Annotated in this window: 13 protein-coding genes and 2 pseudogenes; 7 read left to right on the top strand and 8 right to left on the bottom strand. The window is 62.1% G+C overall.

What is annotated here, in order from left to right:
• Both ACFPLB_RS01540 and ACFPLB_RS01535 read right to left on the bottom strand, forming a co-directional pair.
• A pseudogene (locus ACFPLB_RS01540) lies at positions 1-386 on the bottom strand (hypothetical protein); the annotation flags it as partial.
• A gap of 419 nt (positions 387-805) precedes the next feature.
• A complete protein-coding gene (locus tag ACFPLB_RS01535) occupies positions 806-976 on the bottom strand; it encodes a hypothetical protein (protein ID WP_354198315.1) in 171 nt (56 codons plus the stop codon).
• Between the two features lie 35 nt (positions 977-1011).
• Between ACFPLB_RS01535 and ACFPLB_RS01530 the strand changes: the two genes are divergently transcribed.
• The 4 genes from ACFPLB_RS01530 to comJ all read left to right on the top strand — a co-directional run bounded on the left by ACFPLB_RS01530 (position 1012) and on the right by comJ (position 3260).
• Positions 1012-1263, top strand: coding sequence for a FitA-like ribbon-helix-helix domain-containing protein (locus tag ACFPLB_RS01530; protein ID WP_354198317.1), 252 nt, complete (start codon positions 1012-1014; stop codon positions 1261-1263).
• Complete coding sequence (locus tag ACFPLB_RS01525) at positions 1260-1685, top strand: type II toxin-antitoxin system VapC family toxin (RefSeq protein ID WP_378227483.1); 426 nt, start codon at positions 1260-1262, stop codon at positions 1683-1685. Before ACFPLB_RS01530 ends, ACFPLB_RS01525 begins: the two co-directional genes overlap by 4 nt.
• Positions 1686-2183: 498 nt before the next feature.
• Positions 2184-2657: a Ros/MucR family transcriptional regulator gene (locus ACFPLB_RS01520; RefSeq protein WP_378227482.1), complete on the top strand. Its 474-nt coding sequence runs from the start codon at positions 2184-2186 to the stop codon at positions 2655-2657.
• A 135-nt stretch (positions 2658-2792) separates the two neighbouring features.
• Positions 2793-3260 carry a competence protein ComJ gene (gene comJ, locus ACFPLB_RS01515; protein WP_378227481.1) on the top strand — a complete coding sequence of 156 codons (468 nt, stop codon included), beginning with the start codon at positions 2793-2795 and terminating at the stop codon, positions 3258-3260.
• Between the two features lie 102 nt (positions 3261-3362).
• Here the strand turns inward: comJ and ACFPLB_RS01510 are convergent, their stop codons facing one another.
• The 3 genes from ACFPLB_RS01510 to ACFPLB_RS01500 are packed head-to-tail and all read right to left on the bottom strand — an operon-like array spanning position 3363 to position 8819.
• Positions 3363-6623 carry an error-prone DNA polymerase gene (locus ACFPLB_RS01510; RefSeq protein WP_378227480.1) on the bottom strand — a complete coding sequence of 1087 codons (3261 nt, stop codon included), beginning with the start codon at positions 6621-6623 and terminating at the stop codon, positions 3363-3365.
• Positions 6620-8143: a Y-family DNA polymerase gene (locus tag ACFPLB_RS01505; RefSeq protein WP_378227479.1), complete on the bottom strand. Its 1524-nt coding sequence runs from the start codon at positions 8141-8143 to the stop codon at positions 6620-6622. The genes ACFPLB_RS01510 and ACFPLB_RS01505 overlap by 4 nt, the downstream gene beginning before the upstream one ends.
• The gene (locus ACFPLB_RS01500; RefSeq protein WP_378227486.1) at positions 8058-8819 is read right to left on the bottom strand and encodes an ImuA family protein; all 762 of its coding nucleotides are present in this window, start codon (positions 8817-8819) and stop codon (positions 8058-8060) included. The genes ACFPLB_RS01505 and ACFPLB_RS01500 overlap by 86 nt, the downstream gene beginning before the upstream one ends.
• Before the next feature lie 193 nt (positions 8820-9012).
• Between ACFPLB_RS01500 and ACFPLB_RS01495 the strand changes: the two are divergent.
• The 3 genes and pseudogenes from ACFPLB_RS01495 (at position 9013) to dinB (ending at position 12928) form a co-directional block, all read left to right on the top strand.
• A pseudogene (locus tag ACFPLB_RS01495) lies at positions 9013-11082 on the top strand (ATP-dependent helicase).
• A 15-nt stretch (positions 11083-11097) separates the two neighbouring features.
• Positions 11098-11769 (top strand): SOS response-associated peptidase, encoded by a 672-nt coding sequence (locus ACFPLB_RS01490; RefSeq protein ID WP_354198333.1) that lies wholly within the window; start codon positions 11098-11100, stop codon positions 11767-11769.
• Between the two features lie 28 nt (positions 11770-11797).
• Positions 11798-12928, top strand: coding sequence for a DNA polymerase IV (gene dinB / locus ACFPLB_RS01485; RefSeq protein WP_378227485.1), 1131 nt, complete (start codon positions 11798-11800; stop codon positions 12926-12928).
• A gap of 21 nt (positions 12929-12949) precedes the next feature.
• Here dinB and ACFPLB_RS01480 read toward each other — a convergent pair whose 3' ends face one another.
• The 3 genes from ACFPLB_RS01480 to ACFPLB_RS01470 form a co-directional block, all read right to left on the bottom strand.
• Complete coding sequence (locus ACFPLB_RS01480; RefSeq protein WP_378227478.1) at positions 12950-13318, bottom strand: response regulator; 369 nt, start codon at positions 13316-13318, stop codon at positions 12950-12952.
• Positions 13315-15099, bottom strand: coding sequence for a SulP family inorganic anion transporter (locus tag ACFPLB_RS01475; RefSeq protein ID WP_378227477.1), 1785 nt, complete (start codon positions 15097-15099; stop codon positions 13315-13317). Before ACFPLB_RS01475 ends, ACFPLB_RS01480 begins: the two co-directional genes overlap by 4 nt.
• 84 nt (positions 15100-15183) lie before the next feature.
• Positions 15184-15510: a protein tyrosine phosphatase family protein gene (locus tag ACFPLB_RS01470; protein WP_378227476.1), complete on the bottom strand. Its 327-nt coding sequence runs from the start codon at positions 15508-15510 to the stop codon at positions 15184-15186.
• Between the last annotated feature and the right edge of the window lie 33 nt (positions 15511-15543).

Genomic DNA, 15543 nt, shown 5'->3' with positions numbered 1-15543 from the left:
TAGCGCCAGGTTGCCGATTCCTTCCACGGCTTGCGCCTTGTGCGCCATCGTTCGGAAACGGAAACGTCAAGTTTGCGGTCGCGCGACTGCCGCTCCCAGACAGGCTCCGAAAGCTCAAATCCGACAAGGCTTGCGACTTCCAGCATGGCCTCGACGAAACGCACGCCATGCAGATGCTCGACGAGGTTAAAGACGTCGCCCTTGTCATCGCCGAGTGGGTCGAACCAGCCTTTGCCGTCATGGATAACGATGATGATCTCGGAGCCCCGGCGATATTTCATCGCCTTTCGCGTGCTTTCCTTGAGGTCGAGCGCGAACCCTGCCTCTTCCAACACTGCGCTGCAGGGCACCTGTGCCCGCAGCTCTTCCAGATCTGCTTTTTCCATTCTTTCCGCCTGCACGTCCCGCGCTCCTTTTAGCCGATTCCCGATCCAAAACCCTTGGGTTGCGGATATCGGAGGCCGCGAAGAGCAAGGCGGGCAAGGGCATGGCGGTCAACCCGGCATTTCTTCTGGGGCTATCTTCGGACCGCCGTGGCGTCAGCTTCCCTTGAGCGCCGAAGCGCGCAAGCGGCAACGACATAGATGCAGAGCGGGTACGCCGCGCAAGCATTCCACGTGAGGGGTGGGTCGCCGAACCGCACGACGCGCCGATCTCCGAGCTGCGCGCCCGACAGGACCAGCTGGCCTGGGGCGAGGGTGGGCACTAGAGCAGCGGGCGTTCTGACGAACGCTGTTCTGCAAAAAGAAGGGCCGGCACCGCGTCCTGCGATGCCGGGCCTTTTATTTTCAGGCTATGTCGCCTCTCAGCGGCGGGCGAACAGCGCCCAGAAGGGCGGAATCAGCGAGGCGGCGCGCCCGGCCTTGACGATGTCGGGCACGATGAACGGCACGACGCCGAACTGCCATTCCTGCTCGGTGCCGATCAGATAAAACCCGAGAGGCCGTGCGGTTCGCCTTGAAGCCGATGCAATCAATGATTAATATGCAATCATCGATGTACGAGGTGCCCATGGCCAGCATGACGATCAGAAATCTCGATGAGCAGTTGAAGAATCGTCTGCGCATGCGCGCGGCGTCGCGCGGTCGCTCGATGGAAGATGAAGCGAGAGATATTCTCCGCGCAGCGCTTGCGACTGAGCCCCGACCGCAACAGGGGAACCTGGCGGCGCGGATTCGCAGTCGGATGGCCGTGTTCGGAGGCATAGAGCTGGAGATTCCGGCGCGCGAGCCCATTCGTGATCCGGCCGATCTCGGCCAATGATCGTCCTCGACACCAACGTCATTTCCGAGCTTTTTCTGCTCCGGCCTAGCAGCGCCGTCGAATCCTGGGTAGCCGACCAGCCGACCGCATCGCTTTTCACGACCACAGTGACCGAGGCGGAGATTCTCTATGGAGTGCGTCTGTTGCCCGATGGAAAGCGCAGGCGCGATCTTCTGGCTGCGATTGAACCGATCTTCTGGGAGGATTTCGCGGGTCGCGTGCTGCCCTTCGATCGCGAGGCGGCAGATGCCTATGCCACACTTGCCGTAGAACGCCGGCAAAGTGGCCGCCCCATCAGTCAGTTCGATGCGCAGATTGCTGGGATCGCCTTATCTCGGGGTGCAGCTGTTGCAACGCGTAACGTTGCCGATTTCGAGGGGATAGGGCTGACGATCATCGATCCGTGGACCTATGGAGGGTGAGACGAAGCGCACCTGATGCGAAACCGTGCAGCCTGTATGACACTTATTTTCTCTGGCCGCTCCGTTGCTCCTCGGCGGCGACCAAATCCCGCAAAACGGCTAGGTCCATTGCTACGGTAGGAGAGAGGCGAGCTACTTCCGCTGCCACCTTGACCCAATGAAAAAACTCCTCCCGATCGCCTCCGTGGCGACTACGAGTCGCACGGCGCTGCGCCTCATAATAGGCCCAGACGTCCTCAGCGGCGAGGAGATATAGCGCGTCTTCTCGCCAGCGATTGCGACGGTCGCGCCGCTGGCGCCTCCAGCGTTTAATCGCCTCCAGCATTTCCTCTCAATCCCTCCACTGCGTCAGGGGCGGCGGGCCGAATAGGCGAAGACCAGCTAGTTTCAGCTGCGCCAAGAGTCGCCCCTTTTGAAACGTCCCGGTCACCATTGTAATCACCCTTGGAGATCATGTAAGTGGGGATTGGAGAATGGGAAACCAGCTGAGGTGCCAAGGTGAACGAAACCACCGTCAATGACACTGACAGGCTTATTCAACTGACCACCGATATCGTGTCGGCGTATGTTTCGAACAATCCTGTTCCTGTCGGGGACCTTCCCCAGTTCATCGCCGATATACATCACGTCCTGCAGAAGCAAATCGCTCCAGCAGTGTTGAAATCGGACACCCCCCAGAAACCGGCCGTTCCGATCAGGAAGTCGGTCAACCCCGATTACATTATCTGCCTCGAGGACGGGAAAAAGTTCAAATCACTGAAGCGGCATCTTGCAACCAGTCACGGCCTCACACCGAGCGATTATCATGAGAAATGGGGTCTCCCAGCAGACTACCCTATGGTTGCCCCAGCCTATTCGTCGGCGCGCTCGGCCCTGGCGAAGGCCACAGGCCTCGGGCGCAAAACCAAAACTGATGAACCAGCGCCCGCAGCACCTGCGAGACGAAAAAAACTCGGTCTAAAATTCTCCTGACAGCGAAAGACCAGCAGATTCTATGAGATAGGGTGACTTCGGGACAACGCCTGCGTACGAAAAGAACTCGCTATCGAAAATGGGAGAATCCGTTTTCGAGGTGCAACGATCTACTCAATTTCGAGGCGATGAACCATGCTGGCTGATTTCCCTATCACGGTCCTCTATGCTCAGGTGGTGGTTCACACGGAGGACCGTGCCGCCTACGGTCTTCTATGGACCGACGATCACGTCAGCCAGGGGTTCGCCTGGTCACCAGGATATGTGAGCTTCGGTGTGCCCGACCATGACGGTGAGGTTTTGGTAGGCGTAGAGATGGGGGAGGGCGACAACTTCCACTCTGAGGCCCTTTGGGCGGTCCAAGTGCCTTTCTCCGTAAAGGGGTCTGTGCAGATTGGTACCCTCTTCGACACTCAAAGCGTCAATGTGCCCGAGGGAAGCTACAATCTCATTTATCAGGGATTAGTCGGAACCGATGATTATTCATACATCCTGCGTCTGAGCTTTTCGCAGAGCGACGCTCCGCAATTTCGTATCCTGAAGAAGGGCGGAGAGATCACCACAGATATAGTCCTGCGCCGCGATGCCGACCCGGCGCAGTAGGGGGCCGCGGATGATGCGGTATTGCATAGCTTTGCGCATTGGTCACAACGCGCTACTAGGTCTCCCAGTGGGCAAGCATATTTTGGGTGCTGTTCAACTTCGTTAGCGAAAATCGCGTGTCTTCACTTTGATTCCATCTGGGCGGTCGTAGTCATCGGCCAGGTTCGCTGGCCTGGTCAGACCCCGCGGATCAGGTGCCGGCGAAAAGTGCTGGAGCTCGTAGCCGCGACCATGTGACAGCGGAAATTGCATTTCACGTGCGCCGACGCTGGCCAGTTCCGCCGAAAGGTCGAACAGTTCATGGGCGACAACGTGGACGACATCACCCTCTCGCTGCACCCTGCCCTTTACTCCGATCATCCCCGAGCCAAGCACGATACGGCGATGTTTTTCGAAGACCTTGGTCCAGACGACAAGATTGGCCACAGCCGTCTCATCCTCAAGCGTGATGAACATCACGCCTTTCGCCGATCCGGGGCGCTGGCGCACCAACACCAACCCGGCGACATGGACCCAGCGTCGGTCACGGCAAGCGGTCGCCTCTGCGCAAGTCATGATACGCCGGCGGGCCAGATCCGACCGCAGGAATGAAACGGGATGTTGGCGCAGGGTCAATCCGAGATGACCATAGTCCTCCACGACCTCCTTTCCGGCCGCCATGGGGCGAAGCACGGTGATTGGCTCCCTCTGCTCGGGCAGGATCTCGGTTTCCAGCCGCGCGGCGGCCGCGAAAAGAGGCAAGGGTTCATCCCTCAGCGCCTTGATGGCCCAAAGCGCCTCGCGTCGCTCGAGGCCGAGCGCAGCCCGGAATGCATCGGCTTCGGCGAGTTCGACCATTGCGGCGGCGGGGATGCCAGCACGGCGCCAGAGGTCGTCGACCGAGGCAAAGGAACGGTCTCCGCGGCACGATACAAGGCGCGCCGCTTCAGCGTTCCCGAGCCCCTTGACCATTCGCAGACCGAGGCGGACCGCGAGACGACCATCATCGGCGTCCGTTGGTTCGAGGGTACAATCCCAGCGTGATGCGTTGACGCAAACCGGCCGCACCTCGACCCCATGTTCACGAGCGTCACGCACGATCTGGGCCGGCGCGTAAAACCCCATGGGCTGGGCGTTGAGCAGCGCGCAGCAGAAAGCGTCGGGGTGCCAGCATTTCATCCAGGAGGAAGCGTAAGCGATGAGCGCGAACGATGCGGCATGGCTTTCCGGGAAGCCGTAGGATCCAAAACCTTCGAGCTGGCGGAAAATTTGCTCAGCGAACTCAGGCGTATAGCCGTTCGCAACCATGCCGGAGATCAGTTTCTGTCCGAAGGACGAGATGGTGCCTGTGTGTTTGAAGGTCGCCATCGCGCGACGAAGCTGATCTGCTTCGCCAGCGGAGAATCCCGCACACTCAATCGCGACCCTCATTGCCTGCTCTTGAAAAAGCGGCACCCCCAATGTCTTTCCGAGCACCGCCTCAAGTTCGGGCTTCGGATAGGTGACGTCCTCCTTGCCCTCGCGTCGGCGCAAATAGGGATGAACCATATCTCCCTGGATCGGGCCGGGACGGACGATCGCGACCTGAATGACCAGATCGTAGAAGGTTCGTGGTTTGATGCGCGGCAGCATCGCCATCTGAGCGCGGGATTCGATCTGAAAGGTACCCAGCGTATCGGCCTTGCGGATCATCGCGTAGGTGCGTGGATCCTCGGCCGGGATGGAAGCCAGATCGAGTCTTATGTCCTTATGGTCGGCGAGAAGATCGAGGGCACGGCGCATGCAAGAGAGCATGCCCAGCGCCAGGACGTCGACCTTCATAAATTTCAGGACATCGATGTCGTCCTTGTCCCATTCGATCACTTGCCGGTCTTCCATGGCGGCAGGCTCGATTGGCACCAACTCGTCGAGCCGGTCACGGGTTAGCACGAACCCTCCGGGGTGCTGGGAAAGATGGCGCGGCGTGCCGACAAGCTGGTGTGCGATCTCCAGTGCCAGCCTCAGGCGACGGTCATTCGTGTTGAGGTTAAGACCTTCGGCGTGTTTCTGCTCGACGCCTTCCGACCATCCCCAGACCTGCGAAGATAGGGCTTTGGTCAGGTCCCCCGGCAGACCGAGTGCCTTGCCGACGTCGCGCAGAGCACCCTTTGCGCGGTAGCGAATGACGGTTGCGCACAATGCCGCCCTCTCGCGGCCATAGGTCTCGTAAACCCACTGGATGACCTCTTCGCGCCGCTCATGTTCGAAATCCACATCGATGTCAGGCGGCTCGCGCCGCTCTTCGGATACGAAGCGTTCAAAAAGTAGATCGTTGCGATCAGGATCGACCGAGGTCACATCGAGCACGAAGCACACGGCGGAATTGGCGGCCGAGCCCCTGCCCTGGCACAGGATGCCCTTTGAGCGCGCAAACCGCACGATGGCGTTCACGGTGAGGAAATAAGGAGCATAGTCAAGCTTTTCGATCAGAGACAGTTCATGCTGAAGATTGTCCCGGACCTTGTCGGGTAGACCTTCGGGATAGCGCTCTGCGGCTCCCTCCCAGGTCAGCTTTTCAAGTGCTTGCTGTGGCGTCAGCTTGGGATAGAGCTTTTCCTCCGGATATTGATAGGCGAGCTCATCGAGAGAAAACCGGCAGCGCTCCATGATCTCAATCGTCCGGGCGAGGGCTTCGGGGTAGCGGCCGAAGAGCCGGTGCATTTCCGCGGAAGTCTTGAGGTAGCGGTCGGCGAACCGCTCCCGGCGGCGCCCGAGCTCGTCGATGGTCACGTTGTGCCTGATGGCCGTCACCACGTCCTGCATGAGCTGGCGGGCCGGCTCATGGAAAAGCACGTCATTGGTGACGACGGTGGGAACGCGGCTTGCTGCCGCCATGTTCGAAAGCTCCCAGAGGCGAAGCTGATCATTGGGCCGCCGGCGCAGCGTCAGCGCCATATAGGCGCGATCGCCGAACGTATCGCGCAGACGGCGCAGCTGCTGCGCGCAGGTCTCGTCAGCAACGTCAGGCAAGAGGATGGCGAGCAGCCCCTCGCCATAGGCGACGACGTCGGCCCATTCGAGATGGCACTTGCCCTTGCCAGCCCGCTTCTTGCCGAGGGAAAGCAGGCGGCACAGCCGCGCATAGGCGGGACGGTCAGTGGGATAGACCAGGATCGACATGCCGTCGACGAGATCGAGCCGGCACCCCACCACGAGGCGAACCCCGGTGGTCCTGGCCGCTCCGTAGGCCCGGACGATGCCGGCGAGAGAATTGCGATCGACGATGCCGAGCGCCTCGGTGCCCGTCGCGGCGGCCTGGGCGAACAGTTCCTCGCAGCTGCTCGCCCCGCGCAGGAACGAGAAGTGCGAGGTCACCTGCAATTCGGCATAGCGGGGCGCGCTCATCCGAAGATCCCGTGTAGATACCAGCGTTGGCTGCCGGACTCGGCGTGCTCACCATCGCCGGATCGGAACAGCCAGTAGCGTTCGCCCGTCTCGTCCTCGACGCGGAAATAATCCCTGACCGTGGTCAGCTCGGCGTCGCGCTTCCACCATTCCCCCCGGATGCGCTCGGGACCGTCGGCGCGGCGCACGCGCCGGCGCACGCCGCGCCAGGTGAACCAGACCGGCGGATTGTCGGGGAGGAGCGCCATGGTCTCGATCGGCTCGGGTCGGGCCAGCAGCCGCGGCGGGCGCGGCCAGTCGCCGTCCCAGGTCGCGCCGGTCTCGGGCGCGAGCGGGGACACGCGCGCTACCGAACGCTCGGGCACGTCGCTCTGAACCGGCACGAAACGGCAGAGGCGGCTTTCGCCCACCCTGTTGGCCAGCACGTCGATCAGGTCCGAGACGTCGGCCTCGGGGGCATCGACGAGGGAGGAGATGGCCTGCTTCTCGCGCAGCGGTTCGGCCTCGATCGCGACCAGCACCATGATCTCGATGCCGTAGCCCGGATCGACGGTTTCGATCTTGTCGCACAGCAGGCGGGTGAGGCGCCTGGGATCGCGGACCGGCTGGGCCGTCCCGACGCGGATGAACTGCAAGGTGTTGTCGACGCGATGAAACAGAAGATCGAGCCGGCGTGCGCCGAGCCCACGCTGTTCGAGCTCGCGACACAGGGCATCGACCAGCTTACCCGTATAGCGGGCCATGGTCTCAGCGGCGCCGATTGGCTCGCCGAAGACACGGCGCACCTCGACCAGCTCGGGCGAGCGAACCGGATCCACGGGTTCGCCGATATGCCCAAGGGCCTGGTCGAGACGCCGGCCGATCTCCGGGCCGAAGCGCAGGGCGAGCGGCGCGCGCGGCTGATCGATCAGGTCGCCGACGGACTCGAAGCCGAGCGTGTGCAGGCCTGCGACCGTCTCTGCTTCAAGCCGCAGGGCGAACAGCGGAAGGGGCCGCAGCGCGGTTTCGGCCGCGCCGGGGGGAACGATCGCAATGCGCCGGCGCAGGAAGCGTGCCGCGGCGTGCGCGGCGCCCCACGTGTCGGCCACGGCGGCGCGGGCTTCGACGCCGGACTGCGCGAATTTCTGCACCATCATTTCGAGCATGGCTGTTTCGCCCCCATGAAGATGATCGGCGCCGGTGGTGTCGATCACCAGCCCGTCCGGAGGATCGGCGGCAACGACCGGCGAGATCCGCTGCAGCGCCCAGAGGGCCAGCCTGTCGAGACCTTCGCTGTCGGCCGCGGGATCGGCATCGAGGACCACGAGTCCCGGGACAAGCGCCTGGGCCTTGGCGACGGCCATGCCGATGCTGACGCCCAGTGCCTGCGCGTTCGCATCGAGCGCGGTGACCGATCTGCGTCGGCCGATGCGGCCGGCAAGGACGAGCGGAGCCTCAGGCGGAGGCGATGCGTCGCCCAACTTCCTTCTGAGGCGATCGGTAGGCCACCTCGGAAGGAAGAGCGATACGACCCTTGACATCGCAAGCCTCCACTTCAAAATCCGCACTTTCCCCGGCCCTGGCCCTGATCAGCTCAAGCAGCCAGCGCGCCCGGCCGAGACCGGGGACCGGCAGGGGCTCGGAGGGCAGGACCGATACGCGCCAGCGCGTGGAACTTGCGGTCGGCTGCCCGAAATCTCCCGCTTCGCTCTGGCGCCGCCAGCGGCGTATGGCGAGCCCGATGGTCCCCGCGCCTTCGGCGGCGAGCTGCAACCGCCGCGAGGCTGTCATCGACAGATGCGCGGTCTCGGCGACGACGGCGCCAAGACCGCGATGACGCAGGCCCTCCTCAAAACATGCCAGCACTGATTTCTCGTCGCTGACTTCGGCATGAATGACGCGATCAGGCACAAGGCCCGCCTGCGCGAGTGCCGGGGCAAAGAGGTCCGCCCGGGTTACGATCCACAGCACTTTCCCTTTCGTTCGGGCGGCGACCCCGGCGGCAAAGAGCGCCGCCGCCGCACCATCGATGGCGCCATTGCCGCCGCCCGCGACCTCATGCAGCGCCCCCAGCGCCAGCCCTCCTCTCGACAGCTTCCGGTCGATTTCGGCGAGGCCGAACGGCAGGACCTCGCGCGCACGGCCGGAACCGCCCTCCAGGTGCGCGATGCGCTCCCGAAGTTCGGTAATAGCGGGCCTGTCCACGCGATGCGGCATGGTGAAAAGGGTCTCCAAAGGGCTTTCCAACGCGCCGGGGCGCTGTTATGTTCATTATTTGTTCCGTTTCCGAAAATGAGTCAATCGGACTCTCGTGAGAGTCTTTCCGATGCGGATGGGGACGTAACGGCAAGCAACGTCGAAGTATCGGCCGATTGTCGTTGATTCGCATATGGATAGGAGGCGGACGGGGATGAGCGCGGCGCATCTGGAAAAATTAAACGAGGGTCAACATGCCGCGGTCGTGCATGGCATCGGGCTGCCCGATGGCAAGGTGGGTGGTCCGCTTCTGATCATCGCGGGCGCGGGATCGGGCAAGACCAACACGCTGGCGCATCGGGTGGCGCAGCTCGTCATTTCCGGCGCCGATCCGCGCCGCATCCTGCTTATGACGTTTTCGCGCCGCGCTGCCGCCGAGATGGGCAAGCGGGTGGAGCGGATCTGCGCAAAGGGTCTGGGTGACAAGGGGGGTATTCTGACCGATGCGCTGGCCTGGTCGGGCACGTTCCATGGGATCGGCGCGCGGATCTTGCGTGAATATTCCATCGAGCTTGGTCTCGATCAGCAATTCACGATTCATGACCGCGAGGATTCCGCCGACCTAATGAATCTTGTTCGCCACGATCTCGGCTTCTCGAAGATGGAAAGCCGGTTTCCGACCAAGGGAACGTGCCTGTCAATCTACTCGCGCGCCGTTAACGCCGAAGCTCCGCTCGAAGACATTCTGCGGACCAACTACCCCTGGTGCGCCGGCTGGTATACGGAATTGCGGGAACTCTTCGCAGCCTATGTCGAGGCCAAGCAGATCCAGAACGTCCTCGATTACGACGATCTGCTGCTCTATTGGGCGCAGGCCATGAGCGATACGGCGCTCGCCGACGAGATCGGCGGCAAGTGGGATCATGTCCTTGTCGATGAGTATCAAGACACCAACCGCCTGCAGGCGACCATCCTGACGGGCCTGAAGCCGGCCGGACGCGGTCTCACCGTCATCGGTGATGACGCGCAGGCGATCTACTCCTTCCGAGCCGCCACCGTGCGGAACATCCTCGACTTCCCGAAAGAATTCTCGCCGGCGGCCGAAATCATCACGCTCGATCGCAACTACCGCTCGACCGAGCCGATCCTTGCCGCGGCAAACGAGGTGATCGGGCTCGCGCGCGAGCGTTTCACCAAGAATCTCTGGACCGATCGTGCCTCCAACGAGAGACCACGCCTCGTCACCGTGCGCGATGAAGCCGATCAGGCCAAGTTCGTTGCCGACGAGGTGCTGGAGAACCGGGAGGTCGGCATGCGGCTCAAGGACCAAGCGGTTCTGTTCCGGACAAGCCATCATAGCGGTCCGCTCGAGGTGGAGCTGACGCGGCGCAATATCCCCTTCGTCAAGTTCGGCGGGCTGAAATTCCTCGACAGTGCGCACGTCAAGGACATGCTGGCGGCGCTGCGCTTTGCCCAGAACATGCGGGATCGGGTCGCGGGCTTCCGGCTGATGCAGCTTCTCTCCGGCGTCGGTCCGGCCACGGCACAGACCGCGCTCGATGCCGTGGCCGACAGCGCCGATCCGATTGACACGCTCGACCAGCTTCCTTGCCCGGCCCGCGCCCAGGCCGATTGACCGGGTCTCGTCGAATTGCTCGCCGGGTTGCGGTCGGGCGCATCAGGATGGCCAGCCGAGATCGGACAGGTACGGGCCTGGTATGAACCGCATCTTGAGCGGATACACGAGGATTTCGAGATGCGCCGGGCCGATCTGCTCCAGCTCGAGGACATCGCCGCCGGATACCCCACCCGCGAACGCTTCCTGACCGAACTCACCCTCGATCCTCCGGACGCAACCTCGGGACAGGCAGGCGTGCCGCTTCTCGACGAGGACTATGTGATCCTCTCGACCATCCATTCGGCCAAGGGTCAGGAATGGCGGTCGGTCTTCGTGCTCAACACGGTCGATGGCTGCATTCCCTCCGATCTCGGCGCGGGGACGACGGACGAGATCGAGGAGGAGCGCCGCCTGCTCTATGTCGCGATGACCCGTGCGAAAGACAGCCTCAACCTCGTCGTGCCGCAGCGCTTCTTCACCCACGGCCAGTCCGCGACTGGCGACCGTCATGTCTATGCCTCGCGAACCCGGTTCATTCCGGCTAATCTGGTCGGGCTGTTCGAGTGCCGTGCCTGGCCTGTGGCCGCACCGGGCGCCGCCCCAAGCGTCGGGCCGCGGCGGGTGCGCCTCGATGTCGGCGCCAGGATGCGCGGCATGTGGCGCTAGAAGGAAGAAACCCCGTTGTGCAATCTCTACAATCTGACGACGACGCGCGACGCCGTCCTGGAGTTCACCAAGGCCTTGGCCGACAAGGCTGGCTGGAACGAGCCCTCGCTCGACGTCTATCCCAATACCCTCGCCCCTATCGTCAGGGTCGGCGCCGACGGCCAGCGTGAGATCGCCAACGCGACCTGGGGCATGCCGACCCCGCCGGCCTATATCAAGGGCAACTACGATCCGGGCGTCACAAACATCCGGAACGTCAATTCACCTCACTGGCGCCGATGGCTCGGCCCGACCAGCCGGTGCGTGGTCCCCTTCACATCGTTCGCCGAGCCGGACCCGGCAAGCAAGGTTCCGGGAGGGCGCGTTCCCAATGCCTGGTTCGCCCGCGATGCCGATCGGCCGCTGATGTTCTTCGCGGGTTTCTGGACGCCATGGAAAGGGGTCAAGAAGGTTCGCGACGGCGAGAGGGAGTTCGAACTCTACGGCTTCCTGACGACCGCGCCCAACGAGATCGTTGCCCCGATTCATCAAAAGGCCATGCCCGCGATCCTAACCACGCTGGAAGAGGTCGATCTGTGGCTCACCGCCGAATGGGACGAGGTCAAGCATCTTCAGCGGCCGTTGCCCGGCAACATGCTGGTCGTCGTGGAGCCGCCGACGAAACCGAAGGATGATCTTCTGCTCTAGGAGCGGTCCGATCATGACGACACGGACAATGGAACGGGTGGGCGAGCGCGGGGCTGAAAACGATGGCGCCTACGATGCTCGGGAGGCTCGCGTCCGCAAGATTCTTCACGTGGACATGGATGCGTTCTACGCCTCTGTCGAGCAGCGCGACAATCCCGAGCTCAGAGGTAAGCCGGTCGCCGTCGGCGGATCGGCCGCACGCGGCGTCGTGGCTGCGGCCAGCTACGAGGCGCGCGCCTTTGGTGTCCGGCCCGCTCTGTCCTCGGTGACCGCGAAGCGCCGCTGCCCAGACCTCATATTCGTCAAGCCGCGTTTCGAGGTCTATCGCGCCGTCTCGGCGCAGATCCGCGAGATCTTCGCCGAGCACACCGATCTGATCGAGCCGCTGTCGCTCGACGAAGCCTATCTCGACGTCACCGAGAACAAGCAGAACATCGCCATCGCGACCGACATCGCGACGATGATCCGGGTGCGCATCAAGGCGGTCACAGGTCTCAATGCCTCGGCCGGGATTTCCTATTGCAAGTTCCTGGCGAAAATGGCGAGCGACCTCAATAAGCCCAACGGTCAGGCGGTGATCACACCGGCCAAAGGACCGCAATTCGTAGCCGAACTGCCGGTCAAGAAATTCCACGGGGTGGGACCTGCCACGGCCGCAAAGATGGAGTGTCTCGGCATTTTGACAGGCGCTGACCTGCGGGGAAAGCCGCGTGATTTCCTCGAGCACCATTTCGGCAAGTCGGGCAGCTGGTACTACCAAATCTCTCGCGGGATCGATGAGAGACAAGTCCGACCGAACCGGGAGCGGAAATCGTTAGGTACCGAGGACACCTTTGCGGAGGACATCTACGAGCTCAAAGTCGCCCAAACCGAATTGCTACGCCTTGCCCGGAAGATCTGGCAGACGTGCGAAGACAAAGGGTTGCGTGGGCGCACCGTGGTGGTGAAAATAAAGTTTACTGACTTTCAACAAATTACGCGATCCAGGACTACCGCCGAGGCACTGCTTCAAGAACATGAGTTCCACGAACTTGCCGCAACGCTCCTTGCGAGCGTGTTCCCGATCAACAAAGGCATCCGTCTGCTTGGCGTGACTGTCTCTGGATTTCGCCCGGCGCCAACAGAGGAAAACGAGCTTCAGCTCAGGCTGATCGTTTGAACCGGGCCAAGGCCGATCCTATCAGCCGCCGAGATGCTGGCAGAGCAGCTTGGAACACAAAGGTTTCTCCAGAAATGATATATCCGCCGGCAGGCCATCCAGATCCGCAGACGTTCTTCCACTTACGATGATGATCGCAATTTGGGGCCACCGTTCCCGAATGAGCTTGGCCAATTCTATGCCGTTCATAGTGCCAGGCATTTCGACATCGGTGATCACGAACCTGATGGCCGCGCAATTTTCCAGACGCCTGATAGCTTCATCTGCATTGTCCGCTTCAAGTGGCCAGCAACCGCACGACTTCACCATGTCAGCCTTAGCCATCCTGATGAGAGGATGATCGTCGACGACCAGTATGACACGTTCGGCACGGCGCGTAATATCCCTCATGACTTGTGCGGGCCGCCGCTCTTCAAGGCTTCTTTTGGTTCCTGGCTCGGGGTCTCTCTACCAATTCCGCAGTTCCGATCTAGCGCCGAAACTGCTTCGTGCTGGCTGAGGAACACCCCACCATTGAGATGCTCAAGGAACTCCGTGCTCTTGAGCCGGTCCATCACGGGCCCCTTCACTTCCGAGAGATGGAAACCGATGCCGGCGTCCGCGAGGCGCCGGTTGATTTCCTCGAGACTTTCCAAGGCGGAGGCGTCAATGGCGTTGACGGCAGAGCACATCAGGATGACGTGCTCGAGGTCGGGCTGTTCGGCGACATGTCCGGCGATCGTGTCTTCCAGAAAGCGCGAGTTGGCGAAATAGAGGCTTTCATCAACACGGATCGACAGGACTTCTGGCCTGGTCAGGACGGAATGCCTCTCAATGTTGCGGTAGTGTTCGGTCCCGGGCACCTGTCCGACAATGGCGACATGCGGCTTGCTGGTGCGGTAAAGGTGTAGCAGCAAGGAAAGCAGGACCCCGGCGACGATACCCAGTTCCACGCCCCAGCCTAGCGTAACGATGATCGTGGCGGCCATGGCGGCGAAGTCCGATTTCGAATAGGCAAAGACCCTGCGCACCGTTCCGAAATCGACCAGCGACAGCACTGCGACGATGATGGTGGCGGCAAGAGTTGCCTGCGGCAGGCTGGCCAGCAGCGGAGTCAGGAACAGCGCTGCAAGCGCGATACCGACGGCAGTGAAGACGCCGGCGGCCGGCGTTTGGGCCCCGGCGTCGAAATTGACCACCGAGCGCGCAAAGCCGCCGGTGACGGGATGGCCCGAGGACAGGCCCGCCGCGATATTGGCGGCGCCCAGCCCGATCAGTTCCTGGTCGGGATCGATGCGCTGGCGACGCTTGGCGGCAAGGGTCTGGCCCACGGAAACCGATTCCACGAATCCCACCACCGAAATCAGGAAGGCCGGCATGAGGAGTGCTGTGATGAGGTCGAGCGAAAGGGCCGGCGCACCAAACGCGGGCAGGCCCTGAGGAATAGCGCCGACGAGCGCGACGCCGCGCGCGCCCAGGTCAAGACCGGCAGCAAGAGCGACGGTCACGGCGACGGCGAGGATCGGCGCGGCTTTCGCCATCATGTCGGCGAGGCGCACCGGGACACGCATCGCGACCAGCAGGGGTTTGAGATATTTGCGAGCGAAATACAGGAAAGCCAGAACGCCGATGCCGATAGCAAGCGTGACCGAATTGACGGCTCCAAGCTGGCCCGACAGAGATAGGAGAATATTGGGAAGCGTGTCCCCGCCGCCTGAAACGCCGAGGATATGGCGGAGCTGGCCAGCGGCAATCAGCAGGCCGGATGCGGTGATAAAACCCGAAATCACCGGATGCGACAGGAAATTGGCAAGGAAACCGAGACGGAAGATCCCCATAACCACGAGCATGCCGCCCGAAAGCAGCGCCAGGACAATGGCGGCGGTGAGATAGTCGAGCGTCCCTTCGGCGGCGATCTGGCCGATGGCGGAGGCAGTCATCAGCGAGACCACGGCGACCGGCCCGACCGCCAGCGTGCGGCTGGTGCCGAAGATCGCATAGGCTACGAGCGGTAGGATCGACGCGTAAAGGCCGACTTCCGCCGGCAGACCGGCCAGCATGGCATAAGCCAACGACTGCGGGATCAACATGATGGTGACGATCACCGCCGCCAGCAAGTCGCTGGTCAGAACGGTGCCATCATAGGCTTTGACCCATTGCATGAACGGGAAATATCGGGACATTTTTGACATGAATGGCTTGGAGCGTGAGAAAACCTGGTTGGGCGCTGTCACGAAGAGGGGGAAGTGACAGCGCCCGATCGGACAGTAGGGGGGCTACTGCCCGATTGATGAATAGAGCGCCGCAGAGCGGGCACCGGAGCGGCAATAACCCAGGATCGGCCCGTTAATAGTCTCCAAAGCTTCTTCAAAACGATCGACCTCTGCGGCTGACGGCGCTCCCGTAACAGGAATATGAATCGCCTTCATCCCGTGCTTTTCGGCTTCTCGGGCGACGGCTGCGAAGGCCGGCTGGCCGGGCTCCTCGTTGTCGGGCCTTGCACACACGATCGCAACATAGCCGTCCTGGGCGAGTTGTGCGACATCCTCAGGACGAACCTGACCCGTCGTCGCAAATCGGTCGTCGATCTTCTTGATGTTCATTTTTCCGGATTTCCAAAAAAGATTGAATGGCCA

It is taken from the genome of Aquamicrobium segne (genome assembly GCF_042656785.1).
Taxonomy (GTDB): Bacteria; Pseudomonadota; Alphaproteobacteria; order Rhizobiales; family Rhizobiaceae; genus Mesorhizobium; species Mesorhizobium segne.
Note: the sequence above shows the minus strand (reverse complement) of the source record. Positions and strands in the feature narration are given on the sequence as shown.